Source organism: Streptomyces sp. NPDC056296, assembly GCF_042268605.1.
Lineage (GTDB): Bacteria > Actinomycetota > Actinomycetes > Streptomycetales > Streptomycetaceae > Streptomyces.
In genome coordinates, this window is record NZ_JBHJRX010000101.1 from 1 (window position 1) to 18031 (window position 18031).

General features: G+C 72.8%; 20 protein-coding genes. 8 read left to right on the forward strand and 12 right to left on the reverse strand.

What is annotated here, in order from left to right; all coding sequences use genetic code 11:
* The first annotated feature begins 98 nt into the window (after positions 1–98).
* On the forward strand, positions 99–968 hold the full coding sequence (locus ACFCZF_RS39275) for an esterase/lipase family protein (RefSeq protein ID WP_376675741.1): 870 nt from the start codon (positions 99–101) through the stop codon (positions 966–968).
* Here the strand turns inward: ACFCZF_RS39275 and ACFCZF_RS39280 are convergent.
* A complete protein-coding gene (locus ACFCZF_RS39280; protein WP_376675742.1) occupies positions 920–1798 on the reverse strand; it encodes an alpha/beta fold hydrolase in 879 nt (292 codons plus the stop codon). The genes ACFCZF_RS39275 and ACFCZF_RS39280 overlap by 49 nt on opposite strands.
* A 203-nt stretch (positions 1799–2001) precedes the next feature.
* On the opposite strand from ACFCZF_RS39280, the gene ACFCZF_RS39285 reads away from it, so the two are divergent.
* Together ACFCZF_RS39285 and ACFCZF_RS39290 are read left to right on the forward strand one after the other, a co-directional pair.
* Positions 2002–2889 (forward strand): RNA polymerase sigma-70 factor, encoded by an 888-nt coding sequence (locus tag ACFCZF_RS39285; RefSeq protein WP_376675743.1) that lies wholly within the window; start codon positions 2002–2004, stop codon positions 2887–2889.
* A 217-nt stretch (positions 2890–3106) separates the two neighbouring features.
* On the forward strand, positions 3107–3868 hold the full coding sequence (locus ACFCZF_RS39290) for a GntR family transcriptional regulator (RefSeq protein WP_376675744.1): 762 nt from the start codon (positions 3107–3109) through the stop codon (positions 3866–3868).
* 64 nt (positions 3869–3932) lie between these two features.
* Here ACFCZF_RS39290 and ACFCZF_RS39295 read toward each other — a convergent pair whose 3' ends face one another.
* From ACFCZF_RS39295 to ACFCZF_RS39305, 3 genes are all read right to left on the reverse strand, one after another.
* The gene (locus ACFCZF_RS39295) at positions 3933–5087 is read right to left on the reverse strand and encodes an ROK family transcriptional regulator (protein WP_375905650.1); all 1155 of its coding nucleotides are present in this window, start codon (positions 5085–5087) and stop codon (positions 3933–3935) included.
* 100 nt (positions 5088–5187) lie between these two features.
* The gene (locus tag ACFCZF_RS39300) at positions 5188–5850 is read right to left on the reverse strand and encodes a response regulator (protein ID WP_376675745.1); all 663 of its coding nucleotides are present in this window, start codon (positions 5848–5850) and stop codon (positions 5188–5190) included.
* A gap of 14 nt (positions 5851–5864) precedes the next feature.
* Positions 5865–7022 carry a sensor histidine kinase gene (locus tag ACFCZF_RS39305; RefSeq protein ID WP_376675746.1) on the reverse strand — a complete coding sequence of 386 codons (1158 nt, stop codon included), beginning with the start codon at positions 7020–7022 and terminating at the stop codon, positions 5865–5867.
* A 108-nt stretch (positions 7023–7130) separates the two neighbouring features.
* Here ACFCZF_RS39305 and ACFCZF_RS39310 point away from each other — a divergent pair, with 108 nt between their 5' ends.
* The 3 genes from ACFCZF_RS39310 to ACFCZF_RS39320 are packed head-to-tail and all read left to right on the forward strand — an operon-like array spanning position 7131 to position 9277.
* Positions 7131–8051 carry an ABC transporter ATP-binding protein gene (locus tag ACFCZF_RS39310; RefSeq protein WP_376675747.1) on the forward strand — a complete coding sequence of 307 codons (921 nt, stop codon included), beginning with the start codon at positions 7131–7133 and terminating at the stop codon, positions 8049–8051.
* A 2-nt stretch (positions 8052–8053) separates the two neighbouring features.
* The gene (locus ACFCZF_RS39315) at positions 8054–8779 is read left to right on the forward strand and encodes an ABC transporter permease (protein ID WP_376675748.1); all 726 of its coding nucleotides are present in this window, start codon (positions 8054–8056) and stop codon (positions 8777–8779) included.
* Positions 8780–8836: 57 nt separating this feature from the next.
* Positions 8837–9277, forward strand: coding sequence for a hypothetical protein (locus tag ACFCZF_RS39320; RefSeq protein ID WP_376675749.1), 441 nt, complete (start codon positions 8837–8839; stop codon positions 9275–9277).
* Between the two features lie 19 nt (positions 9278–9296).
* Here the strand turns inward: ACFCZF_RS39320 and mug are convergent, their stop codons facing one another.
* The 7 genes from mug to ACFCZF_RS39355 all read right to left on the reverse strand — a co-directional run bounded on the left by mug (position 9297) and on the right by ACFCZF_RS39355 (position 16188).
* Positions 9297–9854 (reverse strand): G/U mismatch-specific DNA glycosylase, encoded by a 558-nt coding sequence (gene mug / locus ACFCZF_RS39325; protein ID WP_376675758.1) that lies wholly within the window; start codon positions 9852–9854, stop codon positions 9297–9299.
* Positions 9851–11293: an adenylosuccinate lyase gene (gene purB, locus ACFCZF_RS39330; RefSeq protein ID WP_375905670.1), complete on the reverse strand. Its 1443-nt coding sequence runs from the start codon at positions 11291–11293 to the stop codon at positions 9851–9853. Before purB ends, mug begins: the two co-directional genes overlap by 4 nt.
* A 103-nt stretch (positions 11294–11396) precedes the next feature.
* Positions 11397–12176 (reverse strand): SGNH/GDSL hydrolase family protein, encoded by a 780-nt coding sequence (locus ACFCZF_RS39335; RefSeq protein WP_376675750.1) that lies wholly within the window; start codon positions 12174–12176, stop codon positions 11397–11399.
* A gap of 66 nt (positions 12177–12242) precedes the next feature.
* The gene (locus ACFCZF_RS39340; protein ID WP_376675751.1) at positions 12243–13289 is read right to left on the reverse strand and encodes a hemolysin family protein; all 1047 of its coding nucleotides are present in this window, start codon (positions 13287–13289) and stop codon (positions 12243–12245) included.
* A complete protein-coding gene (locus ACFCZF_RS39345; RefSeq protein ID WP_376675752.1) occupies positions 13286–14632 on the reverse strand; it encodes a hemolysin family protein in 1347 nt (448 codons plus the stop codon). The genes ACFCZF_RS39340 and ACFCZF_RS39345 overlap by 4 nt, the downstream gene beginning before the upstream one ends.
* A 159-nt stretch (positions 14633–14791) precedes the next feature.
* Positions 14792–15217, reverse strand: a complete 426-nt coding sequence (locus ACFCZF_RS39350) for a GNAT family N-acetyltransferase (RefSeq protein WP_376675753.1) — start codon at positions 15215–15217, stop codon at positions 14792–14794.
* A gap of 80 nt (positions 15218–15297) precedes the next feature.
* Positions 15298–16188: an LLM class F420-dependent oxidoreductase gene (locus ACFCZF_RS39355; protein WP_376675754.1), complete on the reverse strand. Its 891-nt coding sequence runs from the start codon at positions 16186–16188 to the stop codon at positions 15298–15300.
* A 108-nt stretch (positions 16189–16296) separates the two neighbouring features.
* On the opposite strand from ACFCZF_RS39355, the gene ACFCZF_RS39360 reads away from it, so the two are divergent.
* Both ACFCZF_RS39360 and ACFCZF_RS39365 read left to right on the forward strand, forming a co-directional pair.
* Positions 16297–16524 (forward strand): toxin-antitoxin system HicB family antitoxin, encoded by a 228-nt coding sequence (locus ACFCZF_RS39360; RefSeq protein ID WP_376675755.1) that lies wholly within the window; start codon positions 16297–16299, stop codon positions 16522–16524.
* 33 nt (positions 16525–16557) lie between these two features.
* On the forward strand, positions 16558–16932 hold the full coding sequence (locus ACFCZF_RS39365) for a fic family toxin-antitoxin system, toxin component (protein ID WP_376675756.1): 375 nt from the start codon (positions 16558–16560) through the stop codon (positions 16930–16932).
* On the opposite strand, the gene ACFCZF_RS39370 is transcribed toward ACFCZF_RS39365, so the two are convergent.
* Positions 16933–17622, reverse strand: coding sequence for a class I SAM-dependent methyltransferase (locus ACFCZF_RS39370; protein ID WP_376675757.1), 690 nt, complete (start codon positions 17620–17622; stop codon positions 16933–16935).
* Positions 17623–18031 lie beyond the last annotated feature (409 nt).

Here is an 18031-nt window from a genome sequence, read left to right on the forward strand (position 1 = left end):
CGAATGCGGCAACGCCATGACAGCCACACCCGGCATCCCTGGGTGTCCCGATCTTACGAATGACCGCGATCAACCCACGAAGAAAGGTATGGAACACCATGAGCTTCCTCACCCCTCGCCTCCCCGGTGCCAACTCGGACAACGTCGTCACGGACATCACCGAGGCCCCGCACCGCTGGGGTGCGGTCGTCCAGGCCGGCGGAGCGCAGGTCATCGCGACCGTCGACGTACAGGCGGGAGAGGACGACTGGAACGTCCCGCCCACCGAGGAGCATCCGCGTCCGGTGGTGCTCGTGCACGGCACCTTCGGCAACCGGGGCTACACCTGGAACACGGCAACACCGCTGCTGCGGCAGCACGGTCACCGGGTCTTCCGGCTCGACTACGGCCAGCACGGCAACCCCGTGATCTTCGGCCTGGGGGACATCAAGCACTCCGCCCGGCAGCTCGCGGACTTCGTCGACGAGGTGCTGCGGCGGACCGGCGCCCATGAGGTCGACGTGGTCGGCTTCTCGCAGGGCGGCATGATGCCGCGCTACTACCTGAACGCCCTGGGCGGAAGACCCAAGGTGCGCAACTTGGTCGGCATCGCGCCCAGCAACCACGGAGTCACGGCACAGGGGCTGATGAACCTCGCCCGCCAGATTGCCGGCGCGGTGGAAATCCTCGAACAGGGCGCCGTCGGGGAGGTCGTGCCGGCCTGGCCGCAGCTCCAGCACGACCACCCCTTCCAGCGCGAGCTGGCCGATCTCGGCGAAACGACGGAGGGCGTCCGCCACACCGTCATCGCCACCCAGTACGACGACGTGGTCACTCCGTACACGTCGTGCGCCCTCGCGAAGACCGAGGGCCGCTACGTGAACAACATCGTCCTGCAGGACATCGACCCGGACGACCACACCCCGCACGTGAGCATGCCCTACAACGCGACCGTGCTGACCGAGGTCCTCAAGGCCCTGGCCGACTGAGCCCTGCTGCCGTCCAGGAGGACGCGGGCGACCAGCGCCGGGTCGTCGTTCATCGGGACGTGGCCGCAGCCGGTCAACCGCACCAGGCGGGCCCGCGGAATGGCGTGCTTGGCGCGTATGCCCTGCCGGGGCAGGAGCAGTCGGTCCCGGTCGCCCCATGCCACGGTGACGGGGATGCCGGGCACGTCGTCGGTGAACAGCACGCTCCGTCCGGCCCGGAGCGTCCCGGAGAACCCCTGCGCGTGTGCGAGCGCCAGCGTCTCGGCGACGACCGCCTCGGGGGAGCGGCGGCCGGGACGGGCGTAGATCGTACTCGTCAGCGCGGTGCGGCCGACCGCGGTGCGGGACAGCCGCTCGACCAGGGGGAGGGGCAGGCTCCGGGCGGTCCGGCGCATCCCCATCAGGACGCCGAAGGCGTAGCGCCGCTCGGCCTGCGTCCAGAAGCCGGCCGGGGACAGGGCCGTCACCGATCGCACCAGGTTCTCGCGGCCGAGCTCCAGGGCCAGCAGGCCGCCCAGCGAGTTGCCCGCCACGTGCGGCCGGTCGAGCCCCAGCTCCGCACAGAAGGCGCCGAGTACCGCGTTCGTCGTCGGCAGGTCGTGCGGCAGGCCGTGCGGCAGCGCGGACGACTGCCCGAATCCCGGCAGGTCCACGGCTATCACCTCGCGCTCGGTCGCGAGGATGTCGACCACCGGGTCCCAGGCCTGCCGGTGGTGGCCAATGCCGTGCAGCAGTAGCAGCGGCTCGCCCTCACCCACGCGCGCGTAGGCGAGGGTGATGTCCTGCGGACCGTGCTCGGTGGGGGCGGCGAAGGAGAGCGTTGCGGACATGGGGCTCCTTGTTGCTCCTTGTCGGGAACACGTGTTGTGGGAACACATGTCGTCGGGAACAGATGAACGACGACGTTGCGTAGACACCTTGTCAGTAAGAGCTACCGACGGGTAGCCCCCGGAGCCCCTCCCGGTCGCCGGTCGGCCTCAGGCGGGGGCGACTCCGCCTGGACACGGCCGGACGCGTCCGCTGGGATGGAGTGGTGACCACCGAAACCGCGATCGACGTCTTCGAAGAGCACCGCCCCGTCCTCCTGGGGGTCGCCTACCGCATGCTGGGCCGCCTCGCCGACGCGGAGGACGTGGTCCAGGAGGCATGGCTGCGCTGGTCCGGGGCCGACCGCTCCGGCGTCCGGGAGGCGCGCGGGTACCTGGTGCGCGTCACCACCCGCCTCGCCATCGACCGGCTGCGTCAGATCAAGTCACGGGGCGAGACGTACGTCGGCCCCTGGCTGCCGGAGCCCTACGCCACCGACTTCGGGGACGCCGTGCCGGACACCGCCGAGCGGGCCGTGCTCGCCGACTCGGTGTCCTTCGCGGTGCTTGTCGTCCTGGAGTCGCTGTCACCGCTGGAGCGGGCGGTCTTCGTCCTGAGGGAGGCGTTCGGCTACCCGTACGCCGAGATCGCCGCCATGCTGGAGCGCGGGGAGGCCGCGGTGCGCCAGCTCGCCGGGCGGGCCCGCAAGCACGTCGACGAGCGGCGGCCCCGCTACGACGTCGACCCGGCGCAGCGCCGGGACCTCACCGAACGCTTCCTCGCCGCCGCGGCCGGCGGCGACCTGGAGGGGCTGATGGCGCTGCTCGCGCCGGACGTCCGGCTGGTGGGCGACAGCGGTGGCAAGTCCAAGGCGCCCCTGCGTGTGCTGGAGAGCTCGGACAAGGTGGGCCGCTTCCTGCTCGGCGCCGCACAGAAGGGGATCCCGGACTTCTCCTTCCGCTTCCTGGAGCTCAACGGCGGTCCGGCCCTGCTGGCCCTGTCCGGCGGCAGGCCCGACTCCGTCTTCCAGCTGGACGTGGCCGACGGGCGCATTCAGTCGGTGTACATCATTCGCAACCCCGACAAACTGCGCTCCCTGGACGCCCTCGCCTAGCCGCGCGCCAACCGCCCGTCCATCCGCCCGTCCGTCCATCCGCCCGTCCATCCGCCCCGGCGAAGCCCCCGTCCCGCGACGGGGGCTTCGCCGTCCTGTCGCGGGATTGGTCTTGACCAAGGGTGTGGGCCGTTTTATGGTCACAGAGAACTGCAACAACCTTTAATAAACAAGGGCGTCAAAACGCCGCCGGACCACGGCGATTGCGGAGGACAGGGTGGGGACCACGCAGTTGGAATCGGTGCCGGAACCGAAGTACTGGCATCTCAGGACGGTGCTCAGCGAGGCCCTGGACTCGGAGTTCTCGGTGGGCGAGGTCCTGCCCAACGAGCGCGACCTCGCCGCCCGCTTCGGCGTCGCCCGCGCCACGCTCCGGCAGGCCCTGGAACAGCTCGAACTGGAAGGCAGGCTCCAGCGCCGCCGCGGCGTCGGTACGACCGTCGCCCCGCCACGCGTGGGCGTGGCCGTCGGCACCGAGCGGCACGCCTGGCCGGGAACGGCCGAGGACGCCTGGGAACCGGCCGACTGCGTGCCGGCCGCTCCGCCCGCGGCCGTCGCCGACGCCCTGGGCACCGGCCGGGACGAGCCCGTGCACATCGTCCGCCGCTCCCGTGTGTCGCACGGCCAGCCCGTAGCGGCGGAGCTGCTCTACATCCCGCCGTCCTCGGTGCCCGACCTCACCGCCATCGACGCGCCCTCCGGCGCCGCACGCGCGCGGGTCGTGCTCCGCGAACTGCAGCGCGGAGACCTGGAGCGGCGGGAGAGCGCCGTGGAGCTGGGTTCGGCCGGAGCGGAAGACGCGAAGGAACTGGACCGGCTCCCGGGAGCGCCCGTCCTCGTGGTCACCACCCGCTACCTCGCCGAGGGCCGCACCGCAGCGCTCTCCGTCGCCACCTACCGCGCGGACACCTGTCGGCTGACGTTCGGAAACTTCGGCGACGTGGAGATCCACCACGGCCCCGAGACCCGCGCCTCCTGAGTCCCGGACGGCCCCGGACACCTCCTGGAGTCCGGACCCCGCCTCCGCTGTGGTCCGGCGCGGCTCAGCGCCGGGCCGTCGCCCCCTCCACCGCGAACAACTGCTCCTCCACATGGTCGAGGGCCAGCCGCAGCGAGCCCGTCGCCACGGCGGCCTCGCCGAGGAGTGACAGGGCCACCTTCGGCGGGCGCAGGCAGTAGCGGGCCAGCTCCCGGCGCAGCGGCTCCAGTACGCCGTCCAGACCGGCCGCCCAGCCGCCGACGACGACGAGTTCCGGGTCGAGGGCCAGCACCAGTGCCGCCACGTCGTGCACCAGCCGCTGGATGAACCGCTCGACGGCCGCGCGGGCCCGCTGGTCGCCCTCACGGGCCTCGGCGAAGACCCTGGCGACCGCCTGCTCGTCCAGCGGGTGCAGCGGCTGGCCCGTGGTGGACAGCAGCGTCTCCGGCGTCACGTCCCGACCCAGCAGATGCAGTGCGCCGATCTCGCCGGCCGCACCGCCGTACCCCCGGTGCAGCCGTCCGCCGATCAGCGCTCCGGCCCCCGGGCTCAGCCCGGCCAGCACGAACACGATGTCGTCGGACTCGGTGGCGGCGCCCTTCCAGTGCTCGGCGACCGCCGCCGCGTTCGCGTCGTTCTCGACCAGCACCGGGCACTTGAAGGAACGGCTCAGCCGTTCGCCCAGGCGCAGCCCCGTCCACTCGGGCAGCGCGGTGCTCAGCCGCACCGTGCCGTCCGCCTCGACGATCCCGGGCGTCGCCGCCCCCACGGCCCGCAGCGAGCCCCGCGCGACACCGGCCCGGCGCAGCAGTTCGGCGACCGCGGTGCGCAGCCGCTCCAACCGCTCGTCGGCCGTGGCGGTCTCGTCGACGTCCTTGGCCTGGGCGCCGATGACCCGGCCGTCCAGGTCGGACAGGAGCGCGGCGACGCGGTGCGGCCCGATCTCGAGACCCAGCAGATGCCCGGCCTCCGCCCGGAACCTGAACCGCCGCGCGGGCCGCCCCTGCCGCCGCGCCGTCCCCTCGTCGGCCGCCGCCTCGACGACGAGACCGGCCTCGATGAGCCCCTCGACGACGCCCTCGACGGTCGGCCGGGACAGCCCCGTCACCCGAGTGATCTCGGTCAGCGTCGCGCAGTCCGTGGCACGCAACGCGTGCAGCACCACAGCGGAGTTGATCCTCCGCAGCAGCGACGGATCCCCGCCGGTCAGCCCGCCCAACGTCCGTCCTCCCAGCTCGTGCGCGTGTTGGCCGGATCGTACTCGGCCCGCTCCGCCCCGGCGAGTGCCGGTCCGCCCGTTCCCGGCCCGCCGGAGTGCCTCACCCCGGCGCCACGAAGCCCGACTCGTACGCCGTGATCACCGCCTGCGTGCGGTCCCGTGCCCCCAACTTCGCCAGTACCGAGCTCACGTGCGACTTCACCGTCTCCGTGCCGACGACCAGCCGGGCGGCGATCTCCGCGTTCGACAACCCGCGCGCCATCAGCCGCAGCACCTCGCCCTCCCGCTCGGTCAGCTGCGCCCGCTCCAACACGGCGCGCGCCGCGCGGTTCCCGCCGCCGTCGCCGTACTCGGCGGCGAGCTGTCGCACCGAGGCCGGGAACAGCAGGGACTCGCCCTCGGCGATCAGCCGCACCGCGTGCACGATCTCGGCCGGCCGGGCCCGCTTCAGCAGGAACCCGTCGGCGCCCGCACGCAGCGCCTCGTACACGTACTCGTCGTTCTCGAAGGTCGTCACGACGAGGATCTTCGGCAGATCGGTCACCGTCCGCAGCAGCGCGCGCGTGGCCTCGATGCCGTCCAGCAGCGGCATCCGGACGTCCATGGCGACCACGTCCGGCCGTACCTGCCGCACCAGCGGAATGACCGCCGCCCCGTCTGCCGCCTCGCCGACCACCTCAATGTCCGGCTGCGCCTCCAGCACCGCCCGCAGGCCCGCGCGTACGAGGGGTTCGTCGTCGACGAGGAGCACTCTGACCGGCATCCGACCAGCGTAGATCAGCCGGGCGGCAGCTCGACGCGCACCTGCCAGTCACCGGCGTCGTCGGGCCCCGTGTGCGCCCGCCCGCCCAGCAGCGCGGCACGCTCCCGTATGCCGCGCAGTCCGCTGCCGCGTCCGGGGGTGATCCTTCCGTCCGGCAACGGATTGCGCACCTCCAGGGTGAGCGCGCCGTCCGCCACCTCGACGCGGACCCGAGCGGGCACCGCCCCCGCGTGCCGCAGCACATTGGTCAGCGCCTCCTGGAGGATGCGGTAGCCCTCGCGGGAGGCCGGGCCCGGCAGGGCCTCCACCGGGCCCGTGATCTCGGCGTCGACCTTCGCCCCGGATGCGCGGGCGGACTCCAGCAGGCGGTCGGCGTCCGTGAGCGTCGGTCTGCTGCTCAGGGGCCGCTCCGCCTCCCGCAGGACGCCGAGCACCCGCTCCAGGTCCTCCAGGGCCGCCCTGCCGGTCTCCTCGATCGCGGACAGGGCCCGGTCGGTGAACTCGGGGCTGTTCGCCGTGCGGGCGGCCCCCGCCTGCACGACGGCGACGGTCAGCGCGTGGCCGATGGAGTCGTGCAACTCGCGGGCGATGCGGTTGCGTTCCAGGAGTTGTTCGGTGCGTTCCTCCAGGGCGCTGAGCCGTTCGGCGGCGGACGGTCCGAGAAGCGTGCGGGCGCCCGCTGTCGCCAGGGCACCGAGGCCGACCACGGCGCCGTACAGTGCGAGGAGTGGGAGCGGCGCGAGGAGCGCGTACGCCCAGTGCGGCGCGGCATCGCGCAGGACCGGTATGTCGTCGATCCGGGCCCCCAGGGCGAGCCGGACCAACTCGACGCCGAGAATGGGCAGCCAGACGCAGACGCCCGTGGTCAAGGCACCCAGCAGCATGCGCAGTTCCAGCCAGACCACTGTGCGCAGCCGGTCCCGCCAGGTCGCCGAGGGTGCGACCGAGAAGGCGGAGTCCTCGGGGCCGGGCGTGAGAAGCAGCCGGGCCTGCACGCCCTCGCCGGTCCGCACCGCCGGGATGAAGCCGATCGGGACCAGCACCGCCGCGGGCACCCACATTTTGGTGTCGTCGATGAGCGCCCACACGCTCACCACGAGCATGGGCACCCACAGGTGCAGCAGCCGTGTGTACGTCGTCCCCCGAAGCAGCGGGCGCAGAAAGCGGACCATTCCGTCATCCTGCCAGCCGCCACTGACAGCACACCTCCCCCGCACGGGGGAGACGATCTCCGCGTACGGGGGAGGACCCGCCCCCGCACGAACCGGCACGCTGCAGTCATGACCAGCATCGACGTCCAGAACCTCACCAAGGAGTACGGCACCCGACGAGCCGTCGACGACCTCACCTTCACCGTGCACCCCGGCCGGGTCACCGGCTTCCTCGGCCCCAACGGCGCCGGAAAGTCCACCACCATGCGGCTCGTCCTGGGCCTCGACCGGCCCACCTCCGGGACCGCGACCGTCGGCGGCCGCCCCTACGCCACCCTCCACGAGCCGTTGCGGCACGTCGGCGCGCTGCTCGACGCGCACGCCGCCCACGGCTCGCGCACCGCGCGGGACCACCTGCGCGTCCTGGCGGCGAGCAACCGCGTAGCGTCGCGGCGGGTCGACGAGGTGATGGAGGAGACGGGCATCGCGTCGGTGGCACGCCACCGGGTGAAGACGTACTCCCTGGGCATGCGACAGCGGCTGGGCATCGCCGCCGCGCTGCTGGGCGACCCCGAAGTGGTGATGCTGGACGAGCCCTCCAACGGGCTGGACCCCGAGGGCATCATCTGGATCCGCGGACTGCTGCGCCGGCTCGCGGCCGAGGGGCGCACGGTCCTGGTCTCCAGCCACCTGATGAACGAGACCGCGTCCTTCGCCGACCACCTGGTGGTCCTCGGCCGGGGCCGGCTGCTCGCCGACACGCCGATGCGGGAGTTCATCGACGCGCGCGTGCGGCCGCGTGTCCGCATCCGTACGCCGGACGCCACCGCGCTGAAGAGCGCCCTCGCCCGGCACGGCCACGACGCCGTGGAACACGACGACGGGTACTGGACCGTGCACCACGCGCGCGTGGACGACATCGGCCGGATCGTGTCCGGCGCGGGCGTACCCGTCCTCGAACTGGCATCGGACGAAGGCACGTTGGAACAGGCCTATCTCGACCTGACGGCCGCCGAGGCCGAGTTCACCGCACAGCCCCAGGAGGCCTGACCATGTACTTCACGCCCGTACTCCGCTCGGAGGCGCTCAAGGTCCGCACCCTGCGCTCGCTGTGCGGCACCCTGCTGGCCCTGTTCGCGGTCACCACCGCGTTCTCCGCGCTGGCCGGGGTCTCCGACACCTCCGACCCGGAGTTCGACCCGCTGTTCATGTCCCTCTCCGGCGTCATGCCCGGCCAGATCGCCGCCGTCGCCTTCGGGGCCATGGTCGTCTCGTCCGAGTACCACGGCAACGGGATCCGGCTCTCCCTGGCAGCCGTTCCACGGCGCGGGCGGTGGTTCGCGGCGAAGCTCGTCGTCGTCGCCGTACCGGCCCTCGCCGTGGGTCTGCTCACCGCGTTCGCCGCCCTCGTCGCGGCCCGGGCGGGCCTCGGCTCGGCGGCGAGCGGACTCACCACCGGAGAGCAGGTGCGGGGCGTCGTGGGCTGCGGAATCTACTTCATGCTGATGGCGCTGCTCGCGGCCGGACTCACCGCCCTGTTCCGCAGCGGCGTGGCCACGCTGTCCACCCTGATCCCGTTCATCCTCATCGTCTCCTTCGTGATCGGGGACGTGGCGGGCGGCGCCACCGACTTCCTGCCGGACAAAGCGGGGCAAGTTGTCCTGTACCAGACGCACGAGGGAACTCTGGGGCCCTGGGCCGGACTCGCGGTGACCGCGCTGTGGGCGACGGCGGCCTGCCTCGCCGGCGCCTGGCGGCTGCGCGGCCGGGACGCCTGACGCCACCCGCGGCTGACGCCCCGCCAATTGTCAGTGGCGGCCGGTTTACTGGACGGCATGGACATCGCGCGGCACATCGCCCTCATCGACGAGCTGTGCTTCCGCCCCTTCCCGGCGGAGCACGGCCCGTCGGCCGGGGGCGCAGGGGGACCGGGCCACTTCGTGGCGGTGCTGGAGAGCAGCCACGGCCTGCGCGGCGGCGACCAGGGGGAGCGGGCGGTGACGGTGGGGCAGTACGAGAAGTACCGCGACGCCCTCTACGAGCGCCTCGCCCCGCGCTGGGGGGAGACGGACCCCTGGAACCTGCAGACGGTCCTGCTGCGGACCGAGGTCGAGGACATACCCGAGCCGTGGGCCGGTCTCAGCGCCCGCGCGGGCGTGGCGTACCTGTGGGAGGCGGAGGGCACCGGCCGCTGGGTCGCGGTGGCCGTCGCCGACCGGGACGAGACGGACGAGGTGCAGCTGCTGGCCGTCGTCACAGAGCAGGCGCCACCGTGACCGCTCCCCACGCGCACACTTACGCCTCTGACCCCGCCTCCGCCGCGACCCGCAGCCGCGCGAACTCCTCCGCCATCGTCTGCGCCGTCCAGTGCGCGTTGAGCCCGCTGGGGTTGGGCAGCACCCACACGCGCGTGTCCCCGATCGTCCGCTCCTGCGGGCCCACCTGCGCCTTCCGGTCGTCGAACGCCGCGCGGTACGCGGTGACACCGACCACGGCCAGCCAACGGGGCCGCAGCCGCGCCACCTTCAGCGCCAGCAGCCGGCCGCCCTCCCGGTACTCCTCGGCGGTCAGCTCGTCCGCCCGCGCGCTGGCCCGTGCGACGACGTTCGTGATGCCGAGCCCGAACGACGGCAGCTCACCCTGCTCCGACGGCTTCAGCAGCCTCGGCGTGAAGCCGGACAGATGCAGCACCGGCCAGAAGCGGTTGCCGGGACGGGCGAAGTGGTGGCCCGTCACCGCCGTCATCAGGCCGGGGTTGATCCCGCAGAACAGCACGTGGAGACCGTCCGCGACGACGTCCGGTACGAGACGGTCGCGGGCGGCCTCCAACTCGGCCCTGGTGAAGCGCGTCAGAGGATGGCTCCGGGGGTGTAGCCCGCGGCCGCCGGGTGCTGCTTGACGATTTCCTCGATCCGGCCGACGAGGACACCGACCTGGTCGGCCGCGGCGCCCGTGAAGGACAGCTTGTCGGCCATCAGCGCGTCCAGCCCGGCCCGGTCCAGCGGGATGCGCTCGTCGGCGGCCAGCTTGTCGAGCAGCTCGTTGCGCTCGGCGCCCTGCTCGCGCATCGCCAGCGCGGAGGCCACGGCGTTCTCCTTGATCGCCTCGTGCGCGACCTCGCGGCCGACACCGGCCCGCACCGCGCCCATGAGAACCTTGGTGGTGGCGAGGAACGGCAGGTAGCGGTCCAGCTCCCGGGCCACGACGGCCGGGAAGGCACCGAACTCGTCGAGCACGGTCAGGAACGTCTCCAGCAGCCCGTCGAGGGCGAAGAACGCGTCGGGGAGGGCCACGCGGCGCACCACCGAGCAGGACACGTCGCCCTCGTTCCACTGGTCGCCCGCCAGCTCACCGGTCATCGACGCGTAGCCGCGCAGGATCACCATCAGGCCGTTGACGCGCTCGCAGGAGCGGGTGTTCATCTTGTGCGGCATCGCCGAGGAGCCGACCTGGCCGGGCTTGAAGCCCTCCGTGACCAGCTCGTGCCCGGCCATCAGCCGGATCGTCTTCGCCAGCGACGACGGCGCCGCCGCCAGCTGCACCAGCGCGGTGACGACCTCGTAGTCCAGCGAGCGCGGGTAGACCTGGCCGACCGAGGTGAACGCCTGCGAGAAGCCCAGGTGCTCCGCGATCCGCTGCTCCAGCTCCGCGAGCTTGCCCGCGTCCCCGCCGAGCAGGTCCAGCATGTCCTGGGCGGTGCCGACCGGACCCTTGATGCCGCGCAGCGGGTAGCGGCCGAGCAGCTCCTCCACCCGGCCGTAGGCGACGAGCAGCTCGTCGGCGGCGGTGGCGAAGCGCTTGCCCAGCGTCGTGGCCTGCGCGGCGACGTTGTGGGAGCGGCCGGCCATGACCAGCTCGGCGTACTCGCCGGACAGCTTGCCCAGCCGGGCGAGGACGGCCACCGAGCGGTCGCGGATCAGCTCCAGCGAGAGCCGGACCTGGAGCTGCTCGACGTTCTCCGTCAGGTCGCGGGAGGTCATGCCCTTGTGCACGTGCTCGTGCCCGGCGAGGTCGTTGAACTCCTCGATCCGCGCCTTCACGTCGTGCCGCGTGACCTTCTCGCGCTCGGCGATCGAGGCCAGGTCGACCTGGTCGAGGACGCGCTCGTAGTCGGCGATCGCGGCGTCGGGCACCTCGATGCCGAGGTCCTTCTGGGCCCGCAGCACGGCGAGCCAGAGCTGCCGCTCGAGCTTCACCTTCTGCTCGGGCGACCAGAGCGTGGCGAGCTCGGCGGAGGCGTAGCGTCCGGCGAGGACGTTCGGGATGCGGGGCTTGGCGGGAGCGGAAGTCACGTGTACGGATTCTACTGGCGATTCGTGCAGGCCAGCGCCGCGGGGTTGTTCGTCGGAAGCTACGAAGGTCCCCCTGGCGGCTGCGGCGCGGCCCGGAACGGGGTCACGCCAGGTCCTCGTACGGCAGCAGCTCCGGACGCTTGGGCGGCAGGCCGTCCCCGGACGACCGGCCCGTCAGCCTGCGGCCCACCCAGGGCAGCAGGTACTGCCGGGCGAACCGGACGTCCGCGGTCCGGCGCATGAGCCAACCCGGCGGGGGCGTCGCCGGGATCGGCGCGTGCCACTCGGGATCCTCGGGTTCGTAGCCGAGCGACTGCCACACGGCCTCCGCGACCCGGCGGTGCCCCTCGGCGGTCAGATGCAGCCGGTCCACGTCCCACAGGCGCGGGTCGGCCAGCGAGTCCGCCCCGTACAGGTCGACGACCACGGCGCCGTGCTGCTTGGACAGGTCGTCGATGATCGCGAACAGCGCCTCCATGCGCGGCCGGAACCGCTCCAGCACCGGACCCTGGCGGCCTGGACTGCGCATCAGCACCAGCTGCTCGCAGTTCGGGGCGAGCCGCTCCACGGCCTGCGTCAGCAGATCCCGTACCCGGGCCATGTCGCACTTGGGCCGCAGCGTGTCGTTGAGCCCGCCGACCAGCGTGATCACGTCGGCTCCCATGGCCGCCGCCACGTCGACCTGCTCGTCGACGATCTGCCCGATCAGCTTCCCGCGCACCGCGAGGTTCGCGTACCGGAAACCTGGGGACCGGGCGGCCATCCGAGCGGCGAGGAGGTCGGCCCAGCCCCGGTAGGAGCCGTCGGGCAGCAGGTCCGACATGCCCTCGGTGAAGGAGTCGCCGACAGTGACAAGGCTGGCGTGAGTGGGATTCGTCTGCATGGCGACAGAAATGGTAGCGCCTGCACATACCCGTCGGTCGGTCGCCCTCTGCCGGGCCGGAGAGGGTCAGGCCCGCTGCCCGAACAGCTCCCGCAGCACGTCCTCCATGGTCACCAGTCCCGCCAGCCGCCCGTCGGAGCCGATCACGGCCGCCAGATGCGTACGGCTGCGGCGCATCGCGGTGAGCACGTCGTCCAGCGGGGTCCGCTCCCGAACCCGCGCGATGGGCCGCATGTCCCGCAGCCGGAACGGCAGGTCCCGCGGCGAGGCGTCCAAAGCGTCCTTCACATGCAGATAGCCGACGATCCGCCGCCCGTCGTCCACCACCGGGAAACGTGAGAACCCGGACTCCGCCGACAGCCGCTCCAACTGCTCCGCGGTGATGCCCACGCGCGCGTGGACGACGCGTTCCAGCGGCAGCACCACGTCCCGCACCGGCCGCCGGCCCAGCTCCAGGGCGTCGTGCAGCCGCTCCTGGGCCCGGTCGTCGATCAAGCCGGCCTCACTGGCGTCCTTGACGATCTCGGCCAGCTCCGCGTCCGTGAAGGTCGCCGAGACCTCGTCCTTCGTCTCGACCCTGAGCAGCTTGAGCAGCGCGTTCGCGAAGGCGTTGATCGTGAAGATCACCGGGCGCAGCGCCCGGGACAGCGCCACCAGCGGTGGTCCGAGCAGCAGCGCACTGCGCACCGGCTCGGCCAGCGCGATGTTCTTCGGCACCATCTCGCCGAGCAGCATGTGCAGATACGTCGCCAGCGCGAGGGCGATCACGAAGGACAAGGCGTGCCCGGCGCCGGACGGCATGCCCACCGCGTGGAACACCGGCTCCAGCAGGTGCTCGATCGCCGGCTCCGCGACCACACCGAGGACCAGCGTGCACAAGGTGATGCCCAGCTGGGCCGCCGCCATCAGCGCCGACACGTGCTCCAGACCCCACAGCACGCTCTTCGCACGCCGGTCGCCCTCCGCCCCTGCCGTCCCCTCCGCCCCCGCTGCTGCTTCGACGTGCTGCTCCACCTGGCTGCGGCGCACGGAGATCAGCGCGAACTCGGCGCCCACGAAGAACGCGTTGACGACGAGCGTCGCCAGACCGATCAGCAGCTGTACGGCGGTCACCGGCCGGCCTCCCCTTCGCCCTCGGTGGCGCGCGCGTCGTCGAGCGGCGCGTGCAGCAGTACCCGGGCCGCCCTGCGACCCGTGGCGTCCACGACGTCCAGCCGCCAGCCGGCGACCTCCAGAGTGTCGCCGACGGCGGGGATGTGCCCAAGACCGGCCGCGACCAGCCCGGCGACCGTCTCGTACGGCCCGTCGGGCACCCTGAGACCCAGGCGCGACAGCCGGTCCACGCGGGCCGCGCCGTCGGCCCAGTACAGAGCGTGGCCCTGCTCGTCGGTGCCGGCCGTGTCCAGCTCGGGCGTCTCGTGCGGATCGTGCTCGTCCCGTACCTCGCCGACGACCTCCTCGACGATGTCCTCCAGCGTGGCCACGCCCGCCGTCCCGCCGTACTCGTCGATCACGACGGCCATCGTGCGCCGCCCGGAGAGCCGGTCCAGCAGCCGGTCGACGGTCAGTGACTCCGGGACGAGCAGCGGCTCGCGCATCAGCTCGGCGACCGGGATGCCGGGGCGCCGCTCGGCGGGCACCGCCAGGACGTCCTTGACGTGCGCGGTGCCCACCACGGCGTCGAGCGTGTCCTGGTAGACGGGGAACCGGGACAGCCCGGTCGCCCGCGTCGCGTTCGCCACGTCCTCGCACGTTGCCCGGGCGTCGAGGGCGACGACCTGGACGCGCGGGGTCATCACGTTCTGTGCCGTCAGGTCGGCCAGGTTCAGGGTCCGGACGAACAACTCGGCGGTGTCCGCCTCCAGCGCGCCCTTCTTGGCCGAGTGCCGGGCGAGCGCCGCCAGCTCCTGCGGCCCACGCGCGGAGGCCAGCTCCTCGGCGGGCTCCACACCGAAGACGCGCACGATGCGGTTGGCGGTGTTGTTCAGGTGGGTGATGAAGGGCCGGAAGGCGGCGCTGAACCAGCGCTGCGGACCGCCCACCCGTTTGGCGACGGCCAGCGGTGAGGAGATCGCCCAGTTCTTCGGCACCAGCTCGCCGACGATCATGAGGAAGACCGTCGACAGGGCCGTGCCCAGCACCAGCGCCAGCGAGGAGGCCGCCGAGCGCGACACCCCCACACTCTCCAGCGGGCCCGAGATGAGCGCCGCGACCGAGGGCTGGGCGAGCATGCCGACCACCAGGTTGGTGACCGTGATGCCGAGCTGCGCCCCGGAGAGCTGGAAGGTCAGGTTCCGTACGGCCTTCAGGGCGCTCGCCGCACCCCGCTCGCCGCTCGCCGCCGCCCGCTCCAGTTCGCCGCGCTCGACGGTGGTCAGCGAGAACTCGGCCGCGACGAAGGCGCCGCACACGAGCGAGAGCAGGATCGCCACCAGCAGCAGGAGCACTTCGGTCATCGGGTCACCTCGGATCCATGATCGGCCAGGACACGGAGGATCGCGCGACGTCGTGCGCCGGGGGAGGCGAGCGTCTTGGGAGGGCCCGGATGAGGCGCCAGGACAGGCGCCGGGAGGATCGCCGATGCGGACTCGCTCATGCGCCGGTGTTCACACCTTTCAGTCGGTGAGGGGCTTCACCCAGCGTCGCCACTGTTCCTCGGGCGCGTACCCGGCCGCCCGCCAGGCATGCTGGGCCCGCTCGTTGCGCCGCAGCACCATCGCGTCCCCGCGCCGCCCGCCCAGCCGTACGAACCGCTCCTCCGCGGCCGTGAGCAGCGCCGAGCCGATGCCCTGGCGCCGGTGGTCCGGGTGCACCGCCAGCCGGTACAGATGGCAGCGCCAGCCGTCGAAGCCCGCGATCACCGTGCCCACCAGGTCCCCGCCCCGCTCGGCCAGGAGCAGCGCCTCGGGGTCGCGGGCGACCAGCCGTTCCACGCCCTCCCCGTCGTCGCTGATACTCGTCGCCTCGGCGGCCACCTTCCAGAAGGCCAGCACGGCGTCCAGGTCCTCGGGCCCGGCGGCCCGTATGCGCGGTTCGCTCATGCGGCGATCCCACCACGCGCGCCCGGCCGCTACTCGACATTCCGGCATGCGGACCACCACGCCCGCGCGCCGACCGCCCGTCAGTCCTCGCGCAGCGCCCGCATCACCGGAGCGAAGGCCTCCATGTACGGCTCCAGCACCGTCAGATAGGTGAACCCGTACCGCTCGCGCTGCGCCCGTACCTGCGCGGTGATCTGCTCCAGGGTCCCGGCCAGGAAGATGGGCAGCTCCAGCACCTGGTCGGTGGTCAGGTGCGGCACGTGCTCCAGGAGCGGACGGACGGCGGCCTCGCGGTCCTCGGTCACGACGACCATCTGGACGAGCAGGTTCAGCTCCGCCGGTTCCTCGCGGTCCGCCGCCAGCTCCTGGTAGCGGGCCACGCGCTCGTCGAGCTCCTCGGCGGTGACGGGGGCCAGCTGCCCCGTCGTGCTGCTTCGCACCGTACGCGCGCCCGTGAACGCGGCGATCGCGGCGTGCCGGGCGGTCAGCTCCAGCATCCGGTCGCCGTTGGCGCCGATCAGCAGCGGCACCCCGGGCCGTTGCACCGGCCGCGGCTGGTATTCCTCGTCGGCCAGCAACCGCTCCAGCTCCTCGACGGTGCGCCGCAGATGGTCCACCCGCTCGCCCGGCGAGCCGAAGGGCAGCCCCGCCGCGTCGTGCTCCGCCCGTACGTAGCCGGTGCCGAGCCCGAGTTCCAGGCGCCCGCCCGTCAGTGCGTCCGTGGTCGCCACCTCCCGGGCCAGCAGGGCCGGGTTCCAGAAGCCCGCGTTGAGCACGAAGGTACCCAGCCGGGGCCGCTCGGTGGCCCGGGCCGCCGCGACCAGCGCCGGAAACGGCGCCGGCATGCCGAGATGGTCCGGGACCAGGATCACGTCGTACCCCAGCTCCTCGGCCAGCCGGCACTTGGCGCTCCACTCGTCGGCCGGGGCGGATGTCATGAGGTTGACGCCGAAACGGAACGGACGCGACATGAACTCTCCTCGCGAGCAGGGAACTTCGGGCCACCGGGAGTCAAGCACTCGTGCGCGGTGGCCGCCACGCCCTTGCCGTTGCTAGCGTTCCGGCGCTAGCTTCGAGGTATGGCGAAGACCCGGAAGGCTCAGCTGAACGTGCGGGTGGACGAGGGCACCGCCCGGGCGGCCCGCGAGAAGGCCCTGGCCCGGGGGATGAGCGTCAACCGCTACATCGAGGAACTGGTCAGGCAGGACACCGGCGAGGCCGGCCACACCTTCCTGGAGGCCGCCGCCGACTTCATGCGGCAGTACGAGAAGGTGTTCGCCGAGGAGGTCGGCGACGGCCGCCGCTGAATCGCCGGAGGCGTCCCGGATGAAAGACCCCGGATGAAAGACCTCAGCATCGACCTCGCCTGGCTGCTGATGCTCGCCGAACAGCGCACCCCGGGAGACCCCCAGGTCACCGACTGGGGAGCGCTCGTCGCGGCCGTCGCCCGCCACCGGGCCGAGATATTCGACACCCTCGTCTACGACGGTCCGCACGCCCGCGCCGCCGCCCTGCTCCAGCTGCTGATCCATATCCCGGCGCTGGAGCGCTCCAACGCCCTGTTCGCCTCCGCGGTCGCGTACGCCTACCTGGTCGCCAGCGGAGTCAAGGTCGCCACCACGCCCGAGCAGGTGCGGGACCTCGCCCTGCTGGTCAAGAGCGGTGAGGCCTCGGTCGACGACATCGCGGACGAGCTGCGCCGGTGGAGCGTGTGACTACGCCTCGGTTCCGGGCGGTCGCCAGGCCGTGCCGAGCACGCAGTACGAACTCGGCAGCGCCGGCCCGTTCTCCGGCATCATCACCCGCCGGTAGGGCCCGAGGGCGAACCCCGCGTCCCGCGGCGCGGCGACCGGTTCGCGGGACAGGTGGCAGCCGCCGGACAGCGGAGGCCACAGCGTCCGGTCCAGCGCGCGCTGGGTGAAGGTCATCACCCGCCCACCGCCCCGGCCGTGTTCGAAGAACCGCACCTGCCCGCCGGGCCGCAGCACCCGCCGCAGCTCCCCGAGCGCCCGTGGTACGTCGCGGACGCTGCACAGCACGAGCGAGACCACGGCGGCGTCGAAGGCCTCGCTCTTGACCGGGAGGGCCTCCGCCGCGCCCGGAGCCACGTCGACCGGCACCTGGGCGCGCAGCGCCGCCTCCACGGCCAACCGCCGCAGCACTCGCTCCGGTTCGATGGCGACGACCTCCGAGACGGTGCCCGGGTAGTGCGAGAAGTTCAGCCCGTTGCCCGCACCGACCTCGATCACGCGCCCGGACAGCCCGGCGAGCAGCCGCTCGCGCACGCTCCCCATTCCCATCCGGGTCTCGGCGCCCACACTGAACCGGGCGTAGCAGCGGGCGAACAGCGGATGGTGCACGGCGTCCCGCGGCACCCCGCGGGCACGCGCGGATCGCAGTGCCATGGGACCTCCTTCACGAGGTGGTGCCTTACCGCGATTGTCCCCCGTCCGAGCCCCGCGCACCCACCGCGCGCACGGCTCGTTTCCGGCCGCGGGCCGAGCGGGGGCGGTGGCGTGCTCCGCGTCAGTGCCCCGGGACCGGGGGACGGCCGCAGCTGCAGGCCCGGGAGGCCACGTCCCCGGGTGGAGGGCAGGAGACGGCCGGCCCCCTGCCCGCCGCGCCCCGGCCGGAGACCGCCCCAAGCCGTACCGCCGGCCGGGGTGCCTGCGGGCCGAAGGCGACTCCGGGGCGGGGCCGGCCCCCTGCCCGCCGCGCCCCGGCCGGAGACCGCCCCAAGCCGTACCGTCGGCCGGGGTGCCTGCGGGCCGAAGGCGACTCCGGGGCGCGGGCGTCCCGGCCGGGGGCCCGGGC

Bases quoted from the DNA above. Each gene is read 5' to 3' on its own strand.
- ACFCZF_RS39315 (WP_376675748.1), top strand. From the start codon at position 8,054: ATGTACTTCACGCCCGTACTCCGCTCGGAGGCGCTCAAGGTCCGCACC.
- ACFCZF_RS39350 (WP_376675753.1), bottom strand. From the start codon at position 15,217: ATGAGCGAACCGCGCATACGGGCCGCCGGGCCCGAGGACCTGGACGCC.
- ACFCZF_RS39355 (WP_376675754.1), bottom strand. From the start codon at position 16,188: ATGTCGCGTCCGTTCCGTTTCGGCGTCAACCTCATGACATCCGCCCCG.
- ACFCZF_RS39320 (WP_376675749.1), top strand. From the start codon at position 8,837: ATGGACATCGCGCGGCACATCGCCCTCATCGACGAGCTGTGCTTCCGC.
- ACFCZF_RS39300 (WP_376675745.1), bottom strand. From the start codon at position 5,850: ATGCCGGTCAGAGTGCTCCTCGTCGACGACGAACCCCTCGTACGCGCG.
- ACFCZF_RS39335 (WP_376675750.1), bottom strand. From the start codon at position 12,176: ATGCAGACGAATCCCACTCACGCCAGCCTTGTCACTGTCGGCGACTCC.
- ACFCZF_RS39365 (WP_376675756.1), top strand. From the start codon at position 16,558: ATGAAAGACCTCAGCATCGACCTCGCCTGGCTGCTGATGCTCGCCGAA.
- ACFCZF_RS39310 (WP_376675747.1), top strand. From the start codon at position 7,131: ATGACCAGCATCGACGTCCAGAACCTCACCAAGGAGTACGGCACCCGA.
- ACFCZF_RS39275 (WP_376675741.1), top strand. From the start codon at position 99: ATGAGCTTCCTCACCCCTCGCCTCCCCGGTGCCAACTCGGACAACGTC.
- ACFCZF_RS39370 (WP_376675757.1), bottom strand. From the start codon at position 17,622: ATGGCACTGCGATCCGCGCGTGCCCGCGGGGTGCCGCGGGACGCCGTG.
- ACFCZF_RS39280 (WP_376675742.1), bottom strand. From the start codon at position 1,798: ATGTCCGCAACGCTCTCCTTCGCCGCCCCCACCGAGCACGGTCCGCAG.
- ACFCZF_RS39345 (WP_376675752.1), bottom strand. From the start codon at position 14,632: ATGACCGAAGTGCTCCTGCTGCTGGTGGCGATCCTGCTCTCGCTCGTG.
- ACFCZF_RS39360 (WP_376675755.1), top strand. From the start codon at position 16,297: ATGGCGAAGACCCGGAAGGCTCAGCTGAACGTGCGGGTGGACGAGGGC.
- ACFCZF_RS39305 (WP_376675746.1), bottom strand. From the start codon at position 7,022: ATGGTCCGCTTTCTGCGCCCGCTGCTTCGGGGGACGACGTACACACGG.